Origin of the sequence: Martinezella lusitana (assembly GCF_014207095.1) — a bacterium.
Taxonomy (GTDB): Bacteria; Pseudomonadota; Alphaproteobacteria; order Rhizobiales; family Rhizobiaceae; genus Rhizobium; species Rhizobium lusitanum_B.
Genome location: NZ_JACHBG010000005.1, coordinates 52,047 through 76,509, shown reverse-complemented (window position 1 = coordinate 76,509; position 24,463 = coordinate 52,047). Strand labels below are relative to the sequence as shown.

Sequence of the window (24,463 nt, the reverse complement as noted above, 5' to 3'; positions counted from 1 at the left end):
ACGGTGCAACTCCTGCTTCTTCATCTCGATGACGCATTGGAGTTGCAGCCGGATTTCGTGCGCGCCTGCAAGTTTGCAGGCGCGCACCAGTATTTCGACAAGAACGCGGGCCGCGAGGTTCGGCTCTGGGGCAAGCAGAACGCCCTTGCCGAGCTTGGCCGCGAGATCGTCAAGAATACGCCTGCAACCGGCAAGGATCCCCAGCTCTGCTTCATGGGTTCCGGCGACTTCCATCACATCACCGCATTGCTTCTCGAAGGCGCACTGGAACGGAATCCCGGTCCGGCGACGCTCATCCATTTCGACAATCATCCGGATTGGGTCACCTTCGACGGCGGCATGCACTGCGGCTCGTGGGTCAACAGCGCCCTTGCCAACTCGAATATCCAGAAGGTCATAACGATCGGTGTCTGCAGCCACGATCTTCGCAGCCCTGAGCGCAAGGGTGCGAATCTGCACTGGCTCGGCGAAGGAAAGCTGGAGCTTTACCCATACGAGCATGCGCCGAGCCGCGTTCTTGCCGATTACGGCAACGGCGCCAGCTACCGGCAGGAAAAAGGTGCGCTGCACTGGAAGTCGATCTCGGAGATCGGCGAAGAGAATTTCATCGACCGCATGCTCAGCCGCATTCGCACCGAAGCGGTCTATGTTACGATCGACAAGGATGTGCTGGCTGCGGACGACGCCGTGACGAACTGGGATCAGGGCCGCATGCGGCTGCCCTATCTGTTGGCTCTGATCAGCGAAATCGGCAGCCGTCATCGAATCATCGGCGCGGATGTCATAGGGGATTATTCTGTTCCGAGCTATGCTGGCGGCCTGCGGACCCAGTTCATGAAACGAGCTGAGATCTTCATCGACCAGCCTCGCGTCCGGCAGGGGGCTGAAACGACCAGAAACATCAACAGCGCGGCCAATCACGCGCTGCTTGAGGTGCTGGCGGAGTACATGGAATGACCGGCGCGCTGACCCTTCCCATGCTTGGGCTGATCCTCTTCTGCATTCTGGCGGAGACGGCCCGTGAGGTCTGCTTCAAACAGTCCGCAAACGAGCATACGCTGGTTTCGGCGATGTCCAAGCCGATCACCTGGCTCGGCATCGTCTTCTGGGCTGTAGAGCTGTTTGCATGGACCGCTGTTCTGGAGCGTGTTCCGCTCACTATCGCCTTTCCCCTCATGGCGCTGAGCTACGTTATCATTGTATTCGCCGGCGCTTTGATCTTTAAAGAAAACATCAACCTGCGCCACGCGACCGGCGTGTTCCTCGTGACAGCCGGCGTGGCCTGTGTGGGAGTTACCGGATTATGAAAATCTTTGCGCACACCAGATGGGATGTGGCGCCGGTTCTGGCTGCCGTCGCGCATCTCGCTTTTGATGTCTATCTGATCGTCGGCTTCGAAAGCCGCCCGCTGTGGGTTTCGGTCGTTCTCGGCAGCCTTTACGCCGTATCGATTTCCTGGAACATCAACAGCATATCGCATAATTTCATCCATACGCCCTATTTCAAGCCGCGCTGGATGAACTACGGCTTCAGCTTGCTGGAGTCGGTTGCGATCGGCTTTTCGCAGACCTACTACCACTGGGTGCACATGCGCCATCACTCCGGCAACAGCGACCGGCCGGATGAAAAGGGCGATACCATCGACCTTCTGTCGATCTATCGTCATGGTCACGACGGCAAGCCGGAGAACGTCTGGTCCTATACCTTCCTGAGCTTCTTCCGCGACAGCCTCGGCGATATCCACAAGGCGATTGCCCGCAACCGTCCATTCGATGCGGCCTGGGGCCGGTTCGAACTGTTCTTCTTCCTGGCCCTTGCAGCCGCAGCTCTTCTTTATGATTGGAAGGCCGTGCTGTTCTTCATCCCGTTCTACTATCTCGGCAATTGTCTGTCGTCGCTGAACGGCTACTACGAGCATCTCAACGGTGATCCGGACGAGCCGATCGCCTGGGGTGTTTCCAGCCACAAGTCCTTCTACAACTGGCTGTGGTTCGGCAATGGTTACCATGCGGAGCATCACTATCGTCCGCGCACGCACTGGACGAAGCTGCCCGCCCTTCACGATCAGATCAAGGAAGAGCAGGAAAAGGCCGGCACGCATGTCATCAGCACCTGCCACGCCCTTGGCTTCATGGCCAAGGAGAACAGGCAGTCGGAGCTCTCACATGAAAGCTGATGACTTGAGCTTCCATATGGAGGGCTCAAACGGAAAAGGCATTCTTCTCGTGCATGGGCTGACGGGTGCGCCAGCTGAAATGAAGCTGATTGCCCGTCATCTCAACCGCAGGGGCTATAGCATCTATGCACCGCTGCTGGCGGGTCACGGCGTCGATGCGAAGACATTGCGCGGCACGCGGTGGGAAGACTGGCTCGACAGCGTCGTCGAGGCGGCTGCCTTGCTGTCGACGAGAACTCAGGAAGTCTACGCCGCTGGTATCTGCGTCGGCGGCAAGCTGGCCATGCTCGCTGCCGAGCGGCAGCCCGGCACCATAGGCGCTGCCGCCATCTATTCGCCTTGCTTCAACTATGACGGCTGGGACGTTCCCTTCTACTATCCGCTGCTCTCGTCGCAAATCGGCTGGCTGTCGCGAATTCCCTTCCTTGATCGCCTGAATTTCAGCGAAACGAACTCGCTCGGGATCAAGGATGAGCGGATGCGGCGGCTGATCGAGGGCATGGCGAGCGAAGGCGTTCTGGAAAAATTCCCCGGCAAGGGCCTGGTCGAAATGCATCGGCTGGGCAAGACGCTGAAGGGCATCCTTCCGAAGATGCAGACGCCGACGCTGATCCTGCACGCCGAGGACGACGATCTCGCCAGCCCAAAACACGCACGCTACATTTCAGATCATATCGCCAGCCCGCATGAGCTGAAATGGATCAAGGACAGCTATCACATGATCCATGTCGACCGGCAGCACCGTCAGGTGGCCGATTTTACCGCGGATTTCTTCGAGGCGCGTCATGTCGCAGCCGCTGCTTAAGCTCGTGCCCAAACCCGTGGGCAATCCGGTGGTTGAGGCGCATTCCAGCATTCGCTCGATCGGTCGCGATGCGTGGAATGCCTGCTTCCATGACCAGGTCGAGGATTATGATTACCTGCTCACCATCGAGGAGGCGGGTATTGCCGGTTTCGAATGGCGTTACATCACGGTCGTCGAAGATGGCCGCGTCAGCGCCGCTATGCCGGCCTTCCTTTGTCTATATGCACTCGACACGACTCTCGAAGAGGGGGGCTTGCGCCGGGCCGTGCGCCGCGTGCAGGGCATTTTCCCGAAGTTTCTGAAGCTGCGCCTTGCCTGCCTCGGATCACCCTGCACCGAGACGGGAGCGATCGGCTTCCACCCCGACGTTCCGCAGGAGCGCCGCAGCGCCCTGTTTACGGAACTCGTATCATTCTTCGAACGCTTTGCTGCGACGGAACGCTGCTCGCTGGTCGGGCTGAAGGACATTCCCGAGCCGACCTCGGCAGAATTCGGAACTGCGCTTTCCACCCGCGGCTATGCCTCGATCGGCGGCCTGCCGACGGCCTGGCTCGATGTCGACTTCAAGACGATCGACGAGTATCTCGCCCGGCTGTCCTCCGGTACCCGCAAGGACATGCGCCGCAAGATGAAGTCGTTCGAGCAGGTGCGTGTGGAGATCAGAACCGATTTCGGCGAGTTCCTGCCGCAAGTCATGGCGCTCTACCACGATACGCGCAACCGCAGCGATTGGCAGTTCGAGGAGCTTACCGCGGATTATTTCCAGGGAATTCTCGACCGAATGGGCGGGCGCTCCTACTGCGCTTTCTACTTCGCTGAAGACACGTTGCTGGCCGCCAATCTCATCGTGCATGACGACCGCATCGCCATCGACAAGTTCTTCTGCATGGATGGCGAAAAGGGACGGCCCTATAACCTGTATTTCCTCAGCTGGTTCACCAATCTGCGCTATTGCCTGGATCATGGCATAAGCCGGTACCAGAGCGGACAGGCATACTACGAAAACAAGGTGCGTCTCGGCAGCAAGCTGACGGCGAATGCGATGTTCTTCCGCCATCGCAACCCAATGCTTCAGGGTTTGCTGCGGCTGGTGTCGCCTCTGTTCTCGACAGACGAGGCGGATGCGTGATGGCAATGCGTTTTTCCTGGCTGGCTGTGCCGGTGCTCAACACCCTGTTCCAGTTTTTCATCAAGCTCGGAGCCGAGCAGATGAACAATGGAAGTGCGGAAAGCTGGCTGTGGCATGCGCTGTCATCCTACTGGATATTGGCGGCCATTCTCGTCGAGGTCGTGACCTTCTTCATCTGGATGAACGTGCTTGCCGAGCTCGATCTCAGCCGTGCCTTTCCGCTTTCCGGCATCAGCTATGTGCTGATCATCGCGACTGGCTGGTTCGTTTTCGATGAAAAGGTGGTGGCGCTGCAATTGATCGGCAGCGGCTTGATCCTGGCGGGCGTCTGGCTGATTGCCGGCGCCAACGTCGAGCCGAAGGGGGACCATGGCGACGCGGAGGAGGGCCATGGTGAGACGAAGAGAAACCATAGTGAATGGGACGCCAAGCGCGATGAACTGCGCACGGGGACTGGCAAGGATAGGTAATGACCAACGTGCAGCAAGCTGACAACAGCTCGAAGGGTGTTTTCTCCGGCCTTGTCGACTGGTGCGTGAAACGCGCGCTCTCGTCCATCGTCACGCGCGGCGCGCTGACGGTGACGACGGCGAGTGGCCGCGTCATGACTTTCGGTGACGGTACCGGGCAACCCGTTCGCGTCCGTTTCACCGACGACCGGGCCGAATGGGTGTTCCTGATCGACGCCGATGGCCGGCTCGGCGAACTCTATATGGATGGCCGGTTCATCGTGGAGCAGGGCACGCTCTATGATTTCGTGGCCATGATACTGCGCGAGGCGCAGAACGCCACGCATCCCCTTATTGCCCGCATCATCGACGATATTAGAACCAGGCTGCGGATCTTTCGCCACCGCAACATGCCGGGTCGGTCGAAGGCCAATGTCGCACATCACTACGATCTCAACGGCCAGCTCTACGAACTCTTCCTGGATCCGGACCGCCAATATTCCTGCGCCTATTTCGAACATGCCGGCCAGTCTCTGGACGATGCGCAGATCGCCAAGAAAAGGCATCTTGCCGCCAAGCTTCTGATCGAGCCCAAGCACCGCATTCTCGACATCGGCTGCGGGTGGGGCGGTTTGGCGCTGCATATGGCCGAGCATGCGCCCGGCGGCCACGTTCTCGGCGTCACGCTCTCCGAGGAGCAGCATGAATATGCCACCAGGCGCGTCACCGAAAAGGCGGGTGGAACGCCGGCGAAGGTCGAGTTCGCGCTTAGGGATTATCGCAGCCTGACGGGTCGTTTCGACAGGATCGTCTCGGTCGGCATGTTCGAGCATGTCGGTCTTGCATCGTATCGCACCTTCTTCCGCAAATGTGCGGAGCTGCTCGAGGATGACGGCGTGATGGTGTTGCATACCATCGGCTGCTCCGCGACCCCGGGCTTTACGACGCCGTGGCTCGACAAGTACATCTTCCCGGGCGGATATATTCCGGCGCTTTCGGAAATCGTTCCCGAAATCGAGGCGGCAGGGCTCGCGATCACCGATGTCGAGATATTGCGGCTGCATTATGCGATGACGCTCGAACACTGGCGCGAGCGTTTCATGGCGCGCTGGAGCGAGGTCGCCGAGCTCTATGACGAGCGCTTCTGCCGCATGTGGGAATATTATCTGTCGACGGCGGAAGCGGCGTTTCGCTACGAGGATCTCGTCGTCTTCCAGATCCAGATCTCCAAGCGCAACGACATCATTCCGCTGACGCGGAACTACATCGCCGATCACGAGGCGCGCAACGGCTCAAAAATTGATGTTGAAGGTTCGGTTGAGCGTAAAGCCGATAATGTTCTGGTTGGGTGAGCCGAAGCGCGAGGTAATCGGGCTGTCGGCGGCGTCGCCCACCAGGCGGTTATACTTCCCGTAGACCTGCACGCTCCATTCGGGCGAGATCGCGTAGGTCGCAGCGACGGTAACACCGACGGATTTCAAGCCGCCGCCGGCGTTGAAGGCGCTGACGCGACCGTTTCTTGCCGCCAGCGTCGGCGAGACGCCGAAGTTGCTGCGCATGTAGGTGGAATTTGCCAGCGACAGGCGGGGACCTGCCGATAACAGCCATTTGTCGCCGACCGGCTGGAACCAGTCGAGCGCCAGATCGCTGACAAGGCCATCGCCGCCCCAAAGGGACTGGCGTATTTCCGTGCGAAACCGGAGCTGATTATCCCTTAGCCAATATTGCGCGAAACCGCCGGCATCGAAGTCCCAGTGCACCCTGCGCTGGCTCCCCAGCTGCAGATTGTCAAGATTGAGACGATCGTCTCTCAGACCCACCACCGGCCCGATTTCGAGGCCGTGGAAATCGAAGAGGCCATAGTCGAAATTGTCGTCCGGCGCGCTGTATTCCGGGGTGTCGCCAAGGCGGTGGAGATCGAAAGACGGCAGGGCGCCGAAGCTATAGTGCTTCGACCCCTCGTAGGTCGGGCCATATTCGACCGTGGCGCCCAGCGTTACCACCCATGTGTCGGAGGTGGCCTTTTCGGAGGCTGGGGTAACGGATGAGGCGGGAAGCGCAAGGGCAGCCGATGCCGTCAGCAGGCTCAATCCGGCTGTCGCGAGCAACCGGGCGGCGAAAGATGTCCCAACACTTAACACTCTGACAATACCCGGTCCCTGATCGCCCTTAACGCACTAGTATCACAGCTCAAGGTCCCCCAAATAGAGAAAATTTGAGACGCATACGGTAAGTTTGACTCATTAGTCGAACGTCTTGTTTCACCTGAGCCAAGCCGGGAGCAGCATCTACCAAACTTCATGGTCGGCTGCTCAGAGAGAGAGCTTGTGTTCCGCGAAGCGGCTTTTGCCGTTCCCATTCCCGCATACAGGTGCTTAAAGGCTCCATCAGCGAGCGCTCAGTGACCTGCATTTGAAAGGCTCCCTGAGGGCCTTGGAGGCGATGAGACCTGACGGTGCTGTCATGTTCGTTTGGTGGCATGCGCGATGCTTTCCCCATGGGCAATGGCGCCCTGCTGCCGAAGGTGATCCCAAAGGGTCTGTGTAAGAATAGAGGCGGAATATTTCACGAACCTGAAACCTCGCGCAAAACGCGGCCCCGATTATCGGCTTATTGCGGTTGGATTGCATTTATTCCATCACTAGATAGCGATTGTCCTCATTTCGGACAGAACTCCGGGAGACGACAGATCGCTCCGAATGTGGAAACGGCAACAGGAATACAGGCAGGCAGTCGACAGGGTATGAATGATCAGGGATCTCGCAACGCGGGCATGATGGAACGGCTGGGGCGCTACGAGCCATTGCTGCTCCTGATGTTCGCCGCGCTTTCGGGTGGCGTGCTGCTTTTCGTCTATCTGACCGGCGAGGTTCTGGAAGGCAGCACGAAGGGGTTTGATGAAGCGATATTGCTGGCCCTTCGCCAGCCAGCCGATCTGTCTGTCCCGATTGGGCCGGGATGGCTCACCCATGCCGTCAAGGACATTACGAGCCTCGGTGGAACGACCGTCCTCGCAATGATGACGGCGCTGGTGACGATCTATCTGCTGCTGGACCGACGTCGTGCGATCGCCATCTTCGTTCTGGTCTCAGTGCTTGGCGGATGGGCGCTCAGCGCCGTGTTGAAGCTGAGCGTCGCGCGAGCGAGGCCGGATATCGTGCCGCATCTTGTCGAGGTGAACGATCTGAGTTTTCCGAGCGGCCACGCAATGGTCTCGACCGTGACCTATCTGACCTTGGCGGCCCTCATTTCCGGCACGCGCAGCTATCGGTCAACGCGCATCTTCATCGTCGCGGTCGGTATCCTGCTGACCCTGCTGATCGGCATGAGTCGCCTCTATCTGGGCGTACACTATCCAACTGATGTGCTCGGCGGCTGGTGTGCTGGAGCGACCTGGGCGCTTGCCTGCTGGATGGTCGCTCGCCGCTTCATATCGCCCTCACGGCGCGCGGATGGCGCGGCGCGAGATCTGCCGCCGAAGGAGTAAGAGAGCCGTCAGAGCGCCGCCAGGCCATAGGGCGGCATTAGCACTGGACTTCCAGCCGCGTTGCCACAAGCAGCGAGTAGTCCGTGCCCTTCGGATCGCTGAAGAACATGCTTGTCAGCGCCGCCTGATTTTCCGCCATGACTTCCTTGGGGTTGGGTCTTATGACCTTGCGCTTGCAGCGGGCCATATTCGCTCCCGAAACGGTCATATCGTTGTCGGTGGCGAAATCGACGGCCGTGTAGAGCGTCTTGTCGTAGATCCCGAAGATCGTATTTCCCTTGAGGAAGGTCTTCTGCTCGGGTTTCAGCGAAAAGGTGAGGATCAGCGAGCCGTCCTTGAAATCGGCCTGGATGGCGTCGGGCTTGGCCATTGCCACCGCTTTGCCGTTGCTGGTGACGTTCGTATAGTAGCCGTACTGCGCAAGCGAATCCCTGACCGTCTTGCCGACCGCCTTAAGCTCGCTCGGCGTGAGCGTCGGATTGCCGGCCTTATCGAAATCCACGACGACCGACGAGGAAAACACCTGGTCGAAGCTCCAGACGTTGCGAAGCTCGCTGATGGAGCCGTCCGATGCCGCCACGACCTCGAATTTTGCGTCGATGAAAATATGCGGATGGGCAAGCACAGGCCCGGGCAGAAGCGACAACATCGCAATCAGCAGGGGCATCTTTCTTTTCATGCGAGCAATACCGCGTTCCGTTTGTCAGTCCAGCCCGCAGACCTGAACGTCAATTGAGACTGATTTGAGACCCGGAGAATTCCCGCGGCCATCGATCGTTCCGATTCGCAGAATGCCGGACGCTGCGGCATGCGGCAACTCCGCCATACCAAGCCGAAAACGACGAAAGGCCGTTGCCGGCCTAGTCGTAAATACTCTCATTTGAGAAAATTGGAGCGGGCGAAGGGATTCGAACCCTCGACCCCAACCTTGGCAAGGTTGTGCTCTACCCCTGAGCTACACCCGCTCATTCCCGTCGCGATCCGGGGTAGTTTGTTGGACCGCTGGGCGTCGTCTTGCGGCGACGGGCGGTATATGGCCTAACCGATTTTCAAATGCAACAGGGAAATGACGAGTTCGCCAAGAAAAATTCCGAGTTTTTTGTTCTGCCCTTCGAAAAGCCCGGAAACGTCGGCCTTTCGCGTCTGAAAGATTGCAATGAAAATGTGGGCGACGTATCAGGGGCAGACCATTTTGCATCGTGAGAAGCCATGACCGAGACCAATCCGAAAACACGCGACGATCTTTTCCGATTCCTTGACGGGCTTGGCATTGGCCATAGCACCAAGGATCACGCGCCGGTCTTTACCGTCGCCGAATCGGTTTCGCTGCGCGACGAGATTCCAGGCGGCCACACGAAGAATTTGTTCGTGAAGGACAAGAAGGATAACTTCTTCCTGCTGACCGTCGAAGAGAACGCGACCGTCGATCTGAAGACCGTACACACGCTGATCGGCGCGGCGAGCAAGGTTTCCTTCGGCAAGCCGGAGAAGCTGATGGAATATCTCGGCGTCATCCCGGGCTCGGTCACCGCATTCGGTGCGATCAACGATACAAGCAACAACGTGACCTTCATCCTCGATGCCGATCTGATGGCGCATGATATCGTCAACTGTCACCCGCTGTCGAACGATGCGACAACGTCTATTGCCAGTGCCGACCTGCTGCGCTTCATGGAGGCGACGGGTCATGCGCCGCTAGTCTTGAAAGTAACGGCCTAAGGTACGATTTTAGCGCTAAGATTATTGCGAGCGGGGCGTCTGCGGATCGTCCCATCGTTTTGACGATTTCAATGGGCGTGCAGCCATGCGGACCTGATCGGTTCGTTTGGGAGGCATGCCTTCCAAAGATCACGGATGCCGGCAGGCGGGAGACACTTATGAGCGGTCCGAACAATCCCTATAACGCTTCCTTCGGCGGCCAGATGTCGGCCTCGGCATCATTTGGCGCAGCACCTGCGACATCCGGCGCCTCGCCGATCAAGGATACGACCACCGCCAACTTCGCCAAGGATGTCATCGAGGAATCGCGCAATCAGCCGGTGCTTGTCGATTTCTGGGCGCCCTGGTGCGGTCCGTGCAAGCAGCTGACGCCTGTTCTGGAAAAGGTCGTCACCGAAGCCCAGGGCCGGGTCAAGCTGGTGAAAATGAATATCGACGATCATCCGTCGATCGCCGGACAGCTCGGCATCCAGTCGATCCCGGCCGTCATCGCTTTCGTCAATGGCCGTCCTGCCGATGGCTTCATGGGTGCTGTTCCCGAAAGCCAGGTTCGCCAGTTCATCGATCGCCTCGGCGGTCCGGCTGGCGGTGTCGATGATCAGGCTGCCGAAATCGCCGCCGTTCTCGAGGAAGCAAGCGGCCTGCTTGCAGCCGGCGACGTCAACGGTGCTGCCGAGCTGTTCGGTGCGGTGCTGCAGGCGGATCCGGAAAATGCCAAGGCACTTGCCGGCATGGCGGAATGCATGATTGCAGCCGGCCAGAGCCAGCGCGCCCGCGAAGCCCTGACGGATCTGCCCGAAACGCTTGCCAACGATGCCGGCATTCAGGCGGTGGTCAAGAAGCTCGACCAGATCGAGGAAGCCTGCAAGCTTGGCGACCCCGTTGCCATCGAGCACGAACTGGCTACCAACCCGGACAATCACGAGCAGCGCGTGAAGCTTGCCAAGATCCGCAATGTCGAAGGCAAGCGCGACGAAGCGGCTGAGCATCTGCTTCTGATCATGCGCAGGGATCGCAGCTTCGACGATGACGGCGCCCGCCGCCAGCTGCTCGAATTCTTCGACGTCTGGGGTCCGAAGGATCCGGCAACGATCGCTGCCCGCCGCAAACTTTCGTCGATCCTGTTCTCCTGAGACGGAAGGTGCGGCGCCAGACCTTCCGCTCTCGATCGTCGGGAACGAGTCGAGAGTGGAAGCAAAGGGCGTTGTGGCGCAAAATATCCTTGTGTTTTCGGCAGACGAGCCCACATTGGTGGGATGCGCGGCAGAAAATGGGCAACGGCCGCGCGGTTGTGTGTCGTTCCTGCGCGCCCATTGCGGCGCGCGGCGCAGTGATCTAGCGGGATGGAAACATGCAAGTTGGTAATGCCAGATACCTGAAACCAAGCGATCTGCCTGACGCCGTGGCCATTTTCCCTCTTTCCGGTGCGTTGCTGCTGCCGGGAGCGCAATTGCCGCTCAATATATTCGAGCCGCGCTATCTCGCTATGTTCGATGCCGCCATAGCCGGCAACCGTTTGATCGGCATGGTGCAGCCGGCGCTCGGCGAACCGGCTGATTCGCCCAATCTCGCACATGTCGGTTGCCTCGGCCGTATCACCTCCATCTCGGAGACCGGCGACGGACGCTATATCGTCGCCCTGACGGGCATCTGCCGCTTCCGGCTGATGGACGAGGTTACCACCCAGCAGCCCTATCGCACGTTTCGCATTACGCCGTTCATCTCCGACCTCAAGTCGCATCATGAGGAAGGCACTGTCGACCGTCCGGCGCTGCTCTCGGCTTTCCGGAGTTATCTCGATGCCAACAAACTCGAGGCGGACTGGGAAAGCGTCGAGCGCGCTGACAATATGATGCTGGTAAACTCGCTATCGATGATGGCGCCCTTCGATCCCGCCGAGAAGCAGGCGCTTTTGGAGGCTCACGATCTGAAGACCCGCGCGGAGACCTTCATCGCCATCATCAAGATCGTGCTCGCCGGCTCCGGCGATACCGGCTCGGTCCTGCAATAGGAGTTTGCCCATGGACGTCACGGTCAGCAAAGTGGATCCGAAATTGCTCGATCTGCTCGTCTGCCCGCTCACCAAAGGGCGGCTGAGCTACGATCGGGAGAAGAACGAGCTGATCTCGGAAAAGGCTCGCCTTGCCTATCCGATCCGCGACGGTATCCCGATCATGCTGATTTCGGAAGCGCGCCGCATCGAAGACTGAGGCGCTTTTCTTTCGGCCTTTGCGTGCAGAGCAAGAGTGACTATCCAAAGAAAAAGCCGGGAGACAAATAACCTCCCGGCAAGTTGTTGAAGATAGAGGCGAGCGGCCTGAGCCGCCTAAGCCCAATTAACGGCTACGAAAATGTCCGCAGACAAATTCGAGCTTGCCGAAGCGGATACGGTGGTAAGGATTAACCCAAACCATATCGTCTCCTCCTTTCTAAGCGAAGGGCCTTGAAAGGAAGTGGCATACATGCGATTCTAAGAGCTGGAAGCGTCAAATATCGCCGGGGTATACCACCCCTATCGGTGTTTGGTCATCTAGGCCGCCGTCCCGTTGCAGTCGGGATTGGCGGCTTTTCCTTTTAGTCTCCCCTCTAACGCCAATGGCCAGAGTGCGAGGGGCTACTTAAGTCTTTTCATCGTATCCACCCGTGCATGTTGGCTGGAATCAGGCCCAGCACGCATATGTATAACGAACGAATCGAAACCACACAATACGCGCCTTCTCAGTTTGCGCGTTGGTTATGCGTACATCTTGTGCGAAGAGTAATGTTCCGGTATTGTACCGCCTATTCACAAGGCGCGAGGTGTCTGTATGACAGGCGAGAAAGTTGATTTCCAAGCGGCGGCGGAAGCTGCGCAAGAAAACGCGACCGAAGATCGTGCTAAACGCGAGCGATCTGCCATAGATTTCCCATATATCTCGCTGGAAGGTGCCACCGAAGTAGCCAGGGCGATATATGCACGGTGTGGCTTCGGGTCGTGCGATCAAGACGAGTTGGCCGCTCAAATGAACCAAACTCTAAGTGGGGCATTCCGGATGAAAACCGGAGCCGCGAAGATTTTCGGTCTAGTAGAGAAAGACGGACGAAGCGCATTTCGATTAAGTGAGATCGGAAAGCGCATAGTCTCCGCGGAAACGGAACAGTCGGCCAAAGTGGACGCATTCCTATGTGTCCCCTTGTACCAGCAAATCTATGACAGATTTCGCGGGCGCAATCTTCCTCCAGCAAAGGCGCTGGAACGCGAAATGGAAACAATGGGCGTTCCGCGTAAGCAAACGGACAGAGCACGCCAAGCGTTCGAAAAATCGGCCCAATACGCAGGTTTTTCGGATAGCGGGAAAGATAGATTGGTAAGACCACGCATGGAATCTCCCTACAGTTCACCCGGTGTGGAGGCGTCACTGTCACCAACTCCGTCTGTCCAAGAAGTCGAAGGCAGACGCAGAGGAGTGGGGAACGGAGGCGGATATGAGCCACCTGATATTGATCCAATCATTAGAGGGCTAATCGATCGTCTGCCGCCTTCTGGAACAAATTGGCCTAAGTCGAAGAGAAAACTTTGGTTGCAAATCCTCGAAAACAGCTTCGATTTGGTCTATGAAGGTGACGATGGAATCGACCCTTAGGAAAGTAAAATTGGGCGACAAAACTCAAAGACAAAAATTCGGAAGAAGCTGCCTGCGAACTTGAGATGGACGACGATCAGAAGCGCTTTGACGAGCGGCTACACAAAATAACCAGATCGTCGCCACCGAAGGACGAAAAACAGGAAACCAAGAAGCCCGCAAAATGAGCGGGCTTTTTTATCGGGTGAAGAATGCACGTATCAGACTGGGCTATCCATTCTGGCGGTGAATGCGACTGTGGCGGATTAGATCTGGCATCGTATGGAAGCCATGACCTTGTCCTCGCGTTTATACCCGGTACGGGGCGCCGAGGATTTTTCGTCAATCACATGGGTAGAGAATGTTTCGTCGAGCCGCATCAGCTTCCAGCCTTGACGTTCACCGCTATTGCTGCCGCCTCGGACTTGCCACACGCGCATGATGCTGTGCCCTTCCTCGGTAACGCCGACAGCATGGACTTCGACTACGCGGAAATATCCGTCATATCGGAGTTCAAGGCACTTACCCAAACGTAAAGCTTCGCACGGAGTATGCAAGGTCATTCCGAAGCTCCTCAATCAATGGGAGATTTATGCATACCAAAAATTCGCGTGGGTGTGTGAAGTATATAATCGCCTTCTTTGCGCGTTCCGGACGGAAAACGGCCGCGCACTTTTCCCGGAAATGCTTTAAATCGCCTCGCCCGCAAGCAGCCGCGGATTGTGCTTTGCCGTGGTGCCCGCCGCCTGGCCGATGAAGAAGGATTTGAGGCTGGGCAGGCGGTCGACGATGCCGAGGCCGAAATCGCGGGCGATGCGCAGCAGCGTGTTGTCGTTGGAGAACAGCCGGTTCAGCACATCGGTGGTCACCCCCATGCGGAAGGTGTCGAAGCGCCGCCAGGTCTGGTAGCGCTCAAGGATATTGACCGAGCCGATATCGAGGCCTAAGCGATCTGCTTCGACGATGGTTTCGGCAAGTGCTGCAACATCCTTGAAGCCGAGGTTGAGGCCTTGGCCGGAGATCGGATGGATACCGTGGGCAGCGTCGCCCGCAAGCGCAAAGCGCGGCGCAACGAAGGCGCGGGCAAGCGTCAGGCCGAGCGGGAAGGCGCGACGATCGCCGACGGCGCGTAGCGCGCCGAGCTTGTGGCCGAAGCGGCGCTCCAGTTCCTCTTCGAAAACGAGGTCATCGGAGGCGACCAGCCGCTCGGCATCGGAGGAGCGCTCCGTCCATACCAGCGAAGAGCGGTTGTTCTTCAGCGGCAGGATGGCGAAGGGGCCTGAGGGCAGGAAATGCTCCTCGGCGCAGCCGCCATGCGGCCGCTCATGCTCGACTGTCACGACGATGCCGGATTGGCCGTAATCCCAGTTCACCGTCTTGATGCCGGCCATGTCGCGCAGCTTGGAGCGCACGCCGTCGCAGGCGACCAGAAGCTTTGTCTCCAGCGTGCTGCCATCCGAAAGGGTAAGGGTCGTCTTGCTGTCGTCGGTCACGAAGCCGGTAGCGCTAAGGCCGTGGCGGATCGTGACACCCAGCCGCTCGCAGGCGCCGCGCAAGGCGCCGACCATGGTAACGTTCGGCACCATATGGGCAAAGGGCTGGCCTTCGGCGACTTCGCCGTCGAAGGTCAGGAAGACGGGGCGCACGGGGTCGCTGGTGCGCGAATCGGTGACGATCATGCGGGTGATCGGTTCTGCTTCCGGCGCAATTTCATCCCAGACGCCAAGAACCTCCAGCATCTTGGAGGCGGCGGCGATGATTGCGGAAGCCCGCATATCTTTCTTCCAAACGCTCTCCGGGGCGGCCTCTACGACCATGACATCGAGATGCGGGGCTGCCTGCTTGACTGCGACCGCTGCGGCAAGACCCACATATCCGCCACCCACTACCAGCATGTCCAACATAGCGCTTCCCTGTGTCTTACTGTCACTTCCTGCTCTATATAGAACATCCTGTTCACGGTTCCTACCATCGGAGTTCAAGCAAAATGTCGCGAGAGACGGAAAAGCCCACCCCCATGGAAACCGTGCTCGCGACGCTCGATCTGGAAACGATCGAGATGAACCTGTTTCGCGGCAACAGCCCGCAGGTGGGCTGGCAGCGCGTATTCGGCGGGCAGGTTATCGGCCAGGCGCTGATGGCGGCGCAGCGCACAGTAGAGGGTGATCGGTTCGTGCATTCCCTGCACGCTTATTTCATGCTGCCGGGCGATCCCTCGGTTCCGATCCTGTATCAGGTGGATCGCCTGCGCGACGGCTCCAGCTTCAATACCCGGCGCGTGCTGGCCATCCAGCACGGCAAGGCGATCTTCGCACTGACGGCGTCGTTCCAGGTCGATGAGCCCGGCTTCGATCATCAAGAGGAGATGCCCGAGGTGCCGATGCCCGAGGAGTTGATGGACGAGGAGCAGATCAAGGCGCGCTATATCGTGCACGCGCCCGAGAATGTGCGCCGCTATTGGGCAGGCAAGCGTGCAATCGAGATCAGGCCCGTCTCGATCGAGAGCTATTTTTCTCGCTCGCAACCGAGCAGGCGGCAGAATATCTGGGTGCGGCTGACCGGCCCCGTGCCTGATGACCGGCTCTATCGGAATGCCGTGCTTGCCTACCTCTCTGATATGACCCTGCTCGATGTCGCCCTTAATGCGCATGGTACATCGGTCCTGGACCCGAGCGTTCAGGTGGCGAGCCTCGATCACGCCATGTGGTTTCATCGTCCCTTCAGGTTCGACGATTGGCTGCTCTACAGCCAGGAAAGCTCCAGCGCATCCGGTGCGCGCGGCTTTGCCCGCGGCAGCCTGTTTACGCGATCCGGTGTCCTGATTGCGTCGGTGGCGCAGGAAGGCCTGATTCGTAAAAAGGCAAATGATTAAATAAAGCGCAAACCTACAAATATGCACTTTATTTAGGCTTTTGACGGCGAGGCAATCGCCGCCTTATTGGGCGCTTATAATAAATCTGTTTTATTTCAATAGTTTATGAATGTGCCGCGAATCTGGCACGTCCTTTGAATGTGTATCTCCAGTCGCTGCTCAAACATTCGTCGGCGGCAAGGAGAGTCGGCTCCGTGCCGAGGCTAAACAAAGGATGGGAAACCAGATGAAAATTGTGATGGCCATTATCAAGCCGTTCAAGCTCGATGAGGTCCGCGAGGCCCTCACCGCTGTCGGCATTCAGGGCCTGACTGTTACCGAAGTAAAAGGCTACGGGCGCCAGAAGGGGCACACCGAGATCTATCGCGGCACGGAATATGCCGTCAGCTTCCTGCCGAAGCTGAAGATCGAAGTCGCTGTCGCGTCCGAGATCGTCGACAAGGCCGTCGAGGCCATCGCGGCTGCCGCCAAGACCGGCCAGATCGGCGACGGCAAGATCTTTGTCTATTCGATCGACCATGCCGTGCGCATCCGTACGGGCGAAACCGATTCAGAAGCTCTGTAAGACACGGCTGATCAGGGAGTTATTTGCATGTCAATTTCCAAGCTTTCCTCCGCCCTGACACGGGTGGGCATGCTTTCTGCGGCCGTGCTCGCGCCGGCGATCGCTTTCGCGCAGGAAGCGGCTCCAGCCGCCGCCGCCGCTGCGACTGCCGCAGCGCCGGTGCCGGACAAGGGCGATACCGCCTTCATGTTCATCTCCACCATTCTCGTGCTGTTCATGCTCGTGCCGGGCCTTGCCCTGTTCTATGGCGGTCTCGTCCGCGCGAAGAACATGCTCTCGGTCCTGATGCAGTGCACCATGATCGGTGCTGTCGTGATGATCCTCTGGGTTCTCTACGGCTATTCCTTCGCCTTTGGCGGCGGCACCAGCCCCTATTGGGGTGGCACGGCGAAGATGTTCCTTTCGGGCGTTTCGACCGCAACCACGGCTCCGACCTTCTCGAAGGGCGTCGTCATTCCTGAATTCATCTTCATGCTGTTCCAGATGACCTTTGCCGCCATCACGCCGGCTCTGATCATCGGCGCCTTCGCCGAACGCATCAAGTTCGGCGCCGCCGTGCTCTTCTGCGCGCTGTGGGCGACCTTCGTCTACTTCCCGATCGCCCACATGGTCTGGGATTCTAACGGCATGCTGTTCAAGATGGGCGCCCTCGACTTCGCTGGCGGCACCGTCGTTCACATCAATGCTGGTATCGCCGGCATCGTTGGCGCCCTCCTCGTCGGCAAGCGCGTCGGTTTCGGCAAGGACATGATGGCTCCGCATTCCATGACGCTGACCATGGTCGGTGCCTCCATGCTCTGGGTCGGCTGGTTCGGCTTCAACGCCGGCTCGAACCTCGAAGCTTCCGGTGGTGCGATGCTTGCCACCGTCAACACCTTCATTGCGACCGCAGCCGCCATTATCTCCTGGTCGCTGGTCGAAACCTTCACCCGCGGCAAGGCCTCCATGCTCGGCGGCGCTTCGGGCATGGTTGCCGGTCTCGTCGCCATCACGCCTGCTGCCGGTATCGCCGGCCCGATGGGTGCGATCATCATGGGTCTCATCGTCTCGCCGCTCTGCTACTTCTTCGTCTCCGTCGTGAAGAACAAGTTCGGCTACGACGATACGGCTGACGTCTTCGGCGTGCACTGCATCGGCGGCATCTTCGGCGCCATCACAACCGGCATCTTCGCCAGCGCCTCGCTCGGCGGCGTCGGCTATGCCGATGGCGTCACCATGAGCAGTCAGGTCATGGTGCAGCTGACCGCGGTCGTCACCACCATCCTTTGGTGCGGCATCGGCTCGGCGATCCTCTACAAGATCGTCGACGTCGTCATCGGCCTGCGTGTGGCTCCGGAAGCCGAGCGCGAAGGCCTCGACCTCGCCTCGCACGGCGAAGCCGCCTACCATAATTCCTGATCGAAGCTTGCGACGCCGGTGCCAACAACCGGCGTCGCTGAACATCCCGTCGCAACCGGTTTCTTCGTAACCGGCTGCTTTTGGCCCGAACCTCGGTTCGGGCCCTTTTTATTTGTCCACCGCCTTTCGCCCATGTGGGCCTGCGATTCCGGAGGTTGGCGTGCATGGTTAACATGCCATTAACCCTCCTCTGATTAGGTAGGGCTAACCTGCCGGCGAGTGGGCATCGACCGATTCGCTTGCGCTATCGACAAGGAACGGGGCTGGATATCATGGGCAGAAGCAATTCGGCGGCGTTGAGCGGTCGCCCCGACCGTTTATCGCTATCGAGTGTGGTTTGGCGTCAGGTCAAGGGTCTGGCCGGCTTCGCATTGCTGTTCCTGCTGGCGCTCGCCGTTGCTGCGCTGGCGACCTGGAACGTCATGGACCCCAGCTATTCCTACGCCACAGGCAATGCTCCGACCAATCTGCTCGGTTTTCCCGGCGCCGCATTCGCCGATATCATGATGCAGTCCCTTGGCCTGACTTCCCTGGTTGCTATGTTGCCCGTTGCCGCCTGGGCCTTCGCCTTCATTTCCAATCGCAAGCTCAACCGCGTACCGTCGCGTCTCGGTGCATGGCTAGGTGGCTGCGTTGTAGCGGCCGGTTCCATGGCTTGCTTCCCGGCGCCGCCCACTTGGCCGATTCCAAACGGCATCGGCGGGGTTGTCGGCGATATCCTGCTGCGGTTTCCGGCGCTCTTCATCGGCACCTATCCGAGCGGCGTCTTCGCCATCGTGATCGGCTCGCTGCTTGCCGTTCCCGCCATCTGGCTCTTGCTCTTCGGCGCCGGCGTGATCGGGGAAAGCCCGGTCGAAGACGAAGAGGATGAAGACGAGTACGAGGAAACGCGCAGCCGTGCCCGCCGTGTCGGCGACGAGGACGAGGATGACGACCGCGGCAGCTTCCTCAGCAACTTCATGGCCTTTGGCGCGGTCATGCATGCCTGGTACAATACCCAGGCCCGCCTCCGCCGCCTGTTCGGCATGGGGCCGCGCAAGCGCCGCGACCATGCTTTCGATGCGCCCTATGATTTCAATGATGACGAATTCGGTACACTGAACGAGCCTGCGCGTGCGAAGGCGCCAATGGCTCGCGTCGAGCCGTCGCTTGAAGGCTCGGCAGCGCGTCGGGTCGTGTCGGCACCCTCCATCAGCATGGGTGACGGTGAGGACGATGATTCGAGCTATGATCGCGACCCGCCGCGGCCTGCCGGCATTCTGCCCGACGATGAGGATGAAGACGAATGGCCGCTGCATTCGGCATCGCCGAAGGCGGTCCCTGGACAGCGTGTCGTTCCGGCGGCGTCGCGTCCGAAGCCTGGCGCACGGGCGGAGCGAGAGGCGCAGACCTCCTTCATCCGCCCCTATGGCTTCCAGCTGCCGGCCGTGCATCTGCTGGCCGAGCCGAAGGCCGTTGCCCGCGATGCGACGCTTTCGGCCGATGCGCTCGAGCAGAATGCCCGCATGCTCGAAGGGGTGCTGGAAGATTTCGGCGTCAAGGGCGAGATCATCCATGTCCGTCCCGGCCCGGTCGTCACGCTTTACGAGCTGGAGCCGGCGCCTGGCATCAAATCTTCTCGCGTGATCGGACTTGCCGACGATATCGCCCGCTCGATGAGCGCGATCGCCGCCCGCGTCGCCGTCGTTCCCGGCCGCAACGCCATCGGCATCGAGCTGCCCAACTCCACGCGCGAGACGGTCTATCTGCGTGAGCTGATTGCCAGCCGCGATTTCGAGGGCTCCAAGGCGAAGCTTGCCATGGCGCTCGGCAAGACGATCGGAGGCGAGCCCGTCATCGCCGACCTTGCCAAGATGCCGCATCTGCTTGTCGCCGGCACCACCGGCTCGGGTAAATCCGTCGCCATCAACACCATGATCCTGTCGTTGCTCTATCGCATGACGCCGGAGCAGTGCCGCCTGATCATGATCGATCCGAAGATGCTCGAACTCTCCGTCTATGACGGCATCCCGCATCTTTTGTCGCCTGTCGTCACCGACCCGAAGAAGGCCGTCGTCGCGCTAAAATGGACCGTCCGCGAGATGGAAGAGCGCTACAAGAAGATGTCGAAGATCGGTGTGCGCAACATCGATGGCTTCAACACGCGCGTCGAACAGGCCGTCGCCAAGGGCGAAGCCATCAGCCGGACCGTACAGACCGGCTTCGACCGCCACACCGGCGAGGCGATCTACGAGACGGAAGAATTCGACCTGAAGCCGATGCCCTATATCGTCGTCATCATCGACGAAATGGCCGATCTGATGATGGTCGCCGGCAAGGATATTGAAGGTGCCGTGCAGCGCCTGGCGCAGATGGCGCGTGCCGCCGGTATCCATGTCATTATGGCGACCCAGCGTCCTTCGGTCGACGTCATCACCGGCACCATCAAGGCGAACTTCCCGACGCGCATCTCCTTCCAGGTAACGTCGAAGATCGACAGCCGCACCATCCTCGGCGAGCAGGGAGCGGAGCAGCTGCTCGGCATGGGCGACATGCTCTATATGGCCGGCGGCGGGCGCATCCAGCGCGTGCACGGTCCTTTCGTCGCCGACGGCGAAGTCGAGGATATCGTTGCCTACCTGAAGACGCAGGGTGCGCCGCAATATCTCGATGCCATCACCATCGATGAGGATGAGGACGAAGACGGTCACGGCCCGGCGGGCACCTCCAATCTCTCCGAATCGGACGATCCCTACGATCAGGCGGTCGCGATCGTGCTGCGTGACGGCAAGGCCTCGACCTCCTACATCCAGAGGCGTCTCGGCATCGGCTACAACCGCGCCGCTTCGCTGATCGAGCGGATGGAGCAGGAAGGCGTGATCGGCCCGGCCAACCACGCCGGCAAGCGCGAGATTCTCGTTCCCACCGAAGCGGATATTCTGGATCGCTGAGGCGATCCGCCTTTCCGTGTCACATATCCCGCCTATGTTCGGCATCCCGCCTATGATCAGGCAAATTTGATCGCGACCCCCTACCGGCCTTGGGCCGCCGCGCCATGAAGACGCCGATTTTGCGCGCCATGGACGAAGCATGAAGGAGAATTCGATGACAAAGATTGATGCGCAGCCGTCCAACCGACTTTCCCTGAGCCGCCGGCATTTTCTCGGCGCCGTGGTCGCGGTTGGCATGGCGGGCGCTCTGCCGATTTCGGCCCTTGCCCAGGCCCCAGCGCCGACACAGGCAGCTGCAGCCGCCCTTAATCCCGGCATCGCCCAGGCCATCGCCGACCACTTCTCTTCGATCAAGACGATGAAGGGCGGCTTCCTGCAGATCGGGCCGCGCGGCGACCAGATGAGCGGTTCATTTTTCATCCAGCGGCCGGGCAAGATGCGCTTCAACTACGAGCCGCCGTCCCGCATGCGTGTCATCTGCGACGGCAATAACGTTCAGGTCCTCAACGACCAGACCCAGACGCGCAACATGTATCAGCTGTCGAAGACGCCGCTGAGCCTGCTGCTCGCCAACAAGATCGACCTCTCCGCCGACATGGTGCGCGATGTCGACTCCAAGCCGGATCTCACCAAGATCACGCTTGGCAATCGCACCGTCTTCGGCGATTCCACCATCACGATGATCTTCGATTCCAAAACCTACGACCTGCGCCAGTGGACCGTCATCGATCCGCAGGGCAAGACGACCGACGTCATCATCAACAACGTCAAGACCAACGTCGCCTTCGACGACAGCGTTTTCCGCATCGACTACACGCGCTGATAAAGGCGCCGACCGGCATCTCCGGCCTCAGAGCCTTTCCGCTTTTCCTCGAACCGCGGAAAGGCTCTCTCTTTTTGTTGTTATGCAATTCCGGACGGAAAGCCACCTGGCACTTTTCCGGGAGTTGCTCTGGGGCTGCAGAAGTGGCGGAATGACCTTTCCTTTCCGTTGCAGCCGGTCTAAAGCCTTACCCTCACGACGGGAAAGGCTTGGGCATGGGATTTTCGATTGCGACGTGGAACATCAACTCGGTGCGGCTGCGCATGCCCATCGTCGAACAGTTCGTGATGCAGGCCCGCCCCGACATTCTTTGCCTGCAGGAAACCAAGGTTCCGAACGAGCTTTTCCCCTATGCGCCGCTGAGGGCGCTCGGCTACGAGCACATCATCATCCATGGCCAGAAGGGCTATCATGGCGTGGCGATCGCTTCGCGTTTCCCTCTGACCGAAGATCACCGGCAGGATTACTGCAATGTCGGCGATTCCAGGCATATCTCGGCGATCTTCGAGCGCAGCGGGCGGCGCATCCGCCTGCACAATTTCTACGTTCCGGCGGGCGGCGACGAGCCGGATCGCAATATCAACCCGAAATTCGGCCATAAGCTCGACTTCATCGAGGAGATGAAGAAGTTGCATGCCGATGCCGAGCCGAATACATCGGCGATCCTTGTCGGCGATCTCAATATTGCGCCGCTTGAGCACGATGTGTGGTCGCACAAGCAGCTTTTGAAGATCGTCAGCCACACGCCAGTCGAGACCGACGGCCTGATCGACGTAATGAAGCGCGGCGCATGGCTCGACCTGATGCGCCAGCAGGTGCCTGCCAGCGAGAAGCTATATACGTGGTGGAGCTATCGCGCCAAGGATTGGGAAGCGGCCGATCGTGGCCGTCGTCTCGATCACATCTGGTCGTCATCCGACCTTGGGCCGCATCTGCAGCGGATCGAGATCCTGAAGGCGGCGCGCGGCTGGGATCGCCCGTCCGACCACGTGCCCGTCATGGCGCATTTCGATCTCTAGGACAATGTAGCCGAAGGCCTGTGATCTCAGGCTCTCACGAAAAACGGCCGAGAAGCGCGGCCGTTTGCCTGGCAAGGGCCGCGAAGTTTTCGCGGATGCGATTCTGGATCAGCAGACCGGCGTCGGGGTACTCTTCGATCAGCCGATGGAAGAGGGCGCGGGTGATGCGGATCACGTCGGACTCTTCGGCGGCGACAGCCGTGTATTTTCGCTCCACCAACGTCACCAGGGCAAGTTCGGAGAGCATCGTGCCGGCCTGCACCACGGCTTCCACCTGCTTTTGCCCGGCCGTATCGATGGTGCTGAGCTCGAAGCTGCCGCGCGTCACCACGTAGGCGCATTCGGCAGGGGACTTCTCCCGGAACAGGGTCTGGCCCTCTGACACGCGGCGGCGATCGGCGCCGAAGGCGATCAGCCGCAACGGCTCATCACCCATGCCGTGGAAGAGCGGCAGTTGCGACAGCAGGCGGATATCGTCGTTCAGCGCCATGTCTGCTGCCTACGGAATGATCTTGTAGCCGCCGTTTTCTGTCACCAGAATTTCGGCACTGGATGGGTCGCGCTCGATCTTCTGGCGAAGGCGATAGACATGGGTTTCAAGCGTGTGCGTGGTCACGCCGGAATTATAGCCCCAGACTTCTTCGAGCAGGATATCGCGGGTGACGACCTTCTGGTCGGCACGATAGAGATAACGGATGATCGCCGCTTCCTTTTCCGTAAGACGGATCTTCTGCCCGTCCTCGGTGGTCAAAAGCTTTTGGCTCGGCTTGAAGAGATAGCGTCCGACGGTGAAGGTCGCATCTTCGCTCTGCTCGTGCTGGCGCAACTGCGCACGGATACGAGCAAGCAGCACTGCGAAGCGGAAGGGTTTCGTCACATAGTCGTTCGCGCCGGCTTCCAGGCCGAGAATGGTGTCGGAATCCGTATCGTGACCCGTCAGCATGATGATCGGCGGCTTGAAGCCGTTTTTGCGCAGCAGCTTCACGGCTTCGCGGCCATCCATATCAGGCAACCCGACATCCATGATGAGGAGGTCGACTGGCACGGTGCGCGCCGTCTGCACGCCCTTTCCAGCCGTCACTTCCTGCAGGACGTTGAATTCCTCGTAGAGCGATAATTGCTCGACCAGCATCTCGCGCAGGTCGTTGTCATCGTCCACCAGGAGAATGGTGCGTGCGGTCATGCCGTTCGGATCCTCGTTTCAGAGCGTGCCCGCTTTTCTTCGAATCGCGCAAGCGCTCTAGCTTTGTTTCTATACGCATTCCGGACGGAAAACCGCTTCGCACTTTTCCTGGAAATGCTCCTAGTCCCTCCTAAGTCCTACGCCAAATTGCATTTTTAGCAAGTCGAGACGCAGCCTTGGGCTTGGTGGTTTGCTTGAAACTGCTATGATTTCAAACGAAATCACGCGCAAAGCAAAAACATGTGAGCGAAATTGAAAAGGCAAGCGCGCTGCCCGACGGATTGCCGGCATATTTGCCATGGGTGC

At 59.3% G+C, this 24,463-nt stretch carries 25 protein-coding genes and 1 tRNA gene; 19 read left to right on the top strand and 7 right to left on the bottom strand.

Going from position 1 to position 24,463, the window contains the following annotated elements; translation table 11 throughout:
- Positions 1-3: 3 nt before the first annotated feature.
- Genes GGD46_RS13095 through GGD46_RS13065 form a run of 7 tightly spaced genes read left to right on the top strand, consistent with a single transcriptional unit; the run spans position 4 to position 5,911 of the window.
- Positions 4-957, top strand: coding sequence for an arginase family protein (locus tag GGD46_RS13095; protein WP_184704447.1), 954 nt, complete (start codon positions 4-6; stop codon positions 955-957).
- On the top strand, positions 954-1,307 hold the full coding sequence (locus GGD46_RS13090; RefSeq protein ID WP_184704445.1) for an EamA family transporter: 354 nt from the start codon (positions 954-956) through the stop codon (positions 1,305-1,307). Before GGD46_RS13095 ends, GGD46_RS13090 begins: the two co-directional genes overlap by 4 nt.
- Positions 1,304-2,176 (top strand): fatty acid desaturase family protein, encoded by an 873-nt coding sequence (locus GGD46_RS13085; protein ID WP_184704443.1) that lies wholly within the window; start codon positions 1,304-1,306, stop codon positions 2,174-2,176. Before GGD46_RS13090 ends, GGD46_RS13085 begins: the two co-directional genes overlap by 4 nt.
- The gene (locus tag GGD46_RS13080; RefSeq protein WP_184704441.1) at positions 2,166-2,981 is read left to right on the top strand and encodes a carboxylesterase; all 816 of its coding nucleotides are present in this window, start codon (positions 2,166-2,168) and stop codon (positions 2,979-2,981) included. Before GGD46_RS13085 ends, GGD46_RS13080 begins: the two co-directional genes overlap by 11 nt.
- On the top strand, positions 2,962-4,110 hold the full coding sequence (locus GGD46_RS13075; RefSeq protein WP_184704439.1) for a GNAT family N-acetyltransferase: 1,149 nt from the start codon (positions 2,962-2,964) through the stop codon (positions 4,108-4,110). Before GGD46_RS13080 ends, GGD46_RS13075 begins: the two co-directional genes overlap by 20 nt.
- Positions 4,110-4,580, top strand: a complete 471-nt coding sequence (locus GGD46_RS13070; RefSeq protein ID WP_184704437.1) for an EamA family transporter — start codon at positions 4,110-4,112, stop codon at positions 4,578-4,580. Before GGD46_RS13075 ends, GGD46_RS13070 begins: the two co-directional genes overlap by 1 nt.
- Positions 4,580-5,911, top strand: a complete 1,332-nt coding sequence (locus GGD46_RS13065; RefSeq protein WP_184704435.1) for a cyclopropane-fatty-acyl-phospholipid synthase family protein — start codon at positions 4,580-4,582, stop codon at positions 5,909-5,911. Before GGD46_RS13070 ends, GGD46_RS13065 begins: the two co-directional genes overlap by 1 nt.
- Here GGD46_RS13065 and GGD46_RS13060 read toward each other — a convergent pair.
- Positions 5,852-6,640 (bottom strand): MipA/OmpV family protein, encoded by a 789-nt coding sequence (locus GGD46_RS13060; protein WP_409527681.1) that lies wholly within the window; start codon positions 6,638-6,640, stop codon positions 5,852-5,854. The two genes, GGD46_RS13065 and GGD46_RS13060, sit on opposite strands and share 60 nt — an antisense overlap.
- A 662-nt stretch (positions 6,641-7,302) precedes the next feature.
- Between GGD46_RS13060 and GGD46_RS13055 the strand changes: the two genes are divergently transcribed.
- On the top strand, positions 7,303-8,046 hold the full coding sequence (locus GGD46_RS13055; RefSeq protein ID WP_184704431.1) for a phosphatase PAP2 family protein: 744 nt from the start codon (positions 7,303-7,305) through the stop codon (positions 8,044-8,046).
- A 37-nt stretch (positions 8,047-8,083) separates the two neighbouring features.
- Here the strand turns inward: GGD46_RS13055 and GGD46_RS13050 are convergent, their stop codons facing one another.
- Together GGD46_RS13050 and GGD46_RS13045 are read right to left on the bottom strand one after the other, a co-directional pair.
- Complete coding sequence (locus tag GGD46_RS13050) at positions 8,084-8,725, bottom strand: DUF1007 family protein (protein WP_184704428.1); 642 nt, start codon at positions 8,723-8,725, stop codon at positions 8,084-8,086.
- Positions 8,726-8,936: 211 nt separating this feature from the next.
- Positions 8,937-9,011 (bottom strand) — tRNA-Gly (locus GGD46_RS13045).
- A gap of 244 nt (positions 9,012-9,255) precedes the next feature.
- Between GGD46_RS13045 and GGD46_RS13040 the strand changes: the two genes are divergently transcribed.
- The 5 genes from GGD46_RS13040 (at position 9,256) to GGD46_RS13020 (ending at position 13,388) form a co-directional block, all read left to right on the top strand.
- On the top strand, positions 9,256-9,765 hold the full coding sequence (locus GGD46_RS13040; RefSeq protein ID WP_184704426.1) for a prolyl-tRNA synthetase associated domain-containing protein: 510 nt from the start codon (positions 9,256-9,258) through the stop codon (positions 9,763-9,765).
- 158 nt (positions 9,766-9,923) lie between these two features.
- Positions 9,924-10,898 (top strand): thioredoxin, encoded by a 975-nt coding sequence (gene trxA / locus GGD46_RS13035; protein ID WP_184704424.1) that lies wholly within the window; start codon positions 9,924-9,926, stop codon positions 10,896-10,898.
- Positions 10,899-11,116: 218 nt separating this feature from the next.
- Positions 11,117-11,776 (top strand): LON peptidase substrate-binding domain-containing protein, encoded by a 660-nt coding sequence (locus GGD46_RS13030; protein ID WP_184704422.1) that lies wholly within the window; start codon positions 11,117-11,119, stop codon positions 11,774-11,776.
- A gap of 10 nt (positions 11,777-11,786) precedes the next feature.
- Positions 11,787-11,975, top strand: a complete 189-nt coding sequence (locus GGD46_RS13025; protein WP_037154712.1) for a Trm112 family protein — start codon at positions 11,787-11,789, stop codon at positions 11,973-11,975.
- A 597-nt stretch (positions 11,976-12,572) separates the two neighbouring features.
- Entirely contained in the window at positions 12,573-13,388 is an 816-nt protein-coding gene (locus tag GGD46_RS13020; protein WP_184704420.1) for a hypothetical protein, read from the top strand.
- 245 nt (positions 13,389-13,633) lie between these two features.
- Here the strand turns inward: GGD46_RS13020 and GGD46_RS13015 are convergent, their stop codons facing one another.
- Together GGD46_RS13015 and GGD46_RS13010 are read right to left on the bottom strand one after the other, a co-directional pair.
- The gene (locus GGD46_RS13015) at positions 13,634-13,930 is read right to left on the bottom strand and encodes a hypothetical protein (protein WP_184704418.1); all 297 of its coding nucleotides are present in this window, start codon (positions 13,928-13,930) and stop codon (positions 13,634-13,636) included.
- Positions 13,931-14,056: 126 nt separating this feature from the next.
- Positions 14,057-15,271: a ubiquinone biosynthesis hydroxylase gene (locus tag GGD46_RS13010; RefSeq protein ID WP_246806291.1), complete on the bottom strand. Its 1,215-nt coding sequence runs from the start codon at positions 15,269-15,271 to the stop codon at positions 14,057-14,059.
- Between the two features lie 83 nt (positions 15,272-15,354).
- On the opposite strand from GGD46_RS13010, the gene tesB reads away from it, so the two are divergent.
- From tesB to GGD46_RS12980, 6 genes are all read left to right on the top strand, one after another.
- Entirely contained in the window at positions 15,355-16,239 is an 885-nt protein-coding gene (gene tesB, locus GGD46_RS13005; RefSeq protein WP_184704413.1) for an acyl-CoA thioesterase II, read from the top strand.
- Between the two features lie 214 nt (positions 16,240-16,453).
- On the top strand, positions 16,454-16,804 hold the full coding sequence (locus tag GGD46_RS13000) for a P-II family nitrogen regulator (protein ID WP_184704411.1): 351 nt from the start codon (positions 16,454-16,456) through the stop codon (positions 16,802-16,804).
- A 27-nt stretch (positions 16,805-16,831) separates the two neighbouring features.
- On the top strand, positions 16,832-18,202 hold the full coding sequence (locus GGD46_RS12995) for an ammonium transporter (RefSeq protein WP_184704409.1): 1,371 nt from the start codon (positions 16,832-16,834) through the stop codon (positions 18,200-18,202).
- Positions 18,203-18,474: 272 nt separating this feature from the next.
- Entirely contained in the window at positions 18,475-21,132 is a 2,658-nt protein-coding gene (locus tag GGD46_RS12990; RefSeq protein ID WP_184704407.1) for an FtsK/SpoIIIE family DNA translocase, read from the top strand.
- 154 nt (positions 21,133-21,286) lie between these two features.
- Complete coding sequence (locus tag GGD46_RS12985; protein ID WP_184704405.1) at positions 21,287-21,955, top strand: outer-membrane lipoprotein carrier protein LolA; 669 nt, start codon at positions 21,287-21,289, stop codon at positions 21,953-21,955.
- A 215-nt stretch (positions 21,956-22,170) separates the two neighbouring features.
- Entirely contained in the window at positions 22,171-22,974 is an 804-nt protein-coding gene (locus tag GGD46_RS12980; protein ID WP_184704403.1) for an exodeoxyribonuclease III, read from the top strand.
- Positions 22,975-23,008: 34 nt separating this feature from the next.
- On the opposite strand, the gene GGD46_RS12975 is transcribed toward GGD46_RS12980, so the two are convergent.
- Positions 23,009-23,464 carry a cyclic nucleotide-binding domain-containing protein gene (locus GGD46_RS12975; protein WP_184704401.1) on the bottom strand — a complete coding sequence of 152 codons (456 nt, stop codon included), beginning with the start codon at positions 23,462-23,464 and terminating at the stop codon, positions 23,009-23,011.
- Between the two features lie 9 nt (positions 23,465-23,473).
- Positions 23,474-24,157 (bottom strand): response regulator transcription factor, encoded by a 684-nt coding sequence (locus GGD46_RS12970; protein ID WP_184704399.1) that lies wholly within the window; start codon positions 24,155-24,157, stop codon positions 23,474-23,476.
- Positions 24,158-24,463 lie beyond the last annotated feature (306 nt).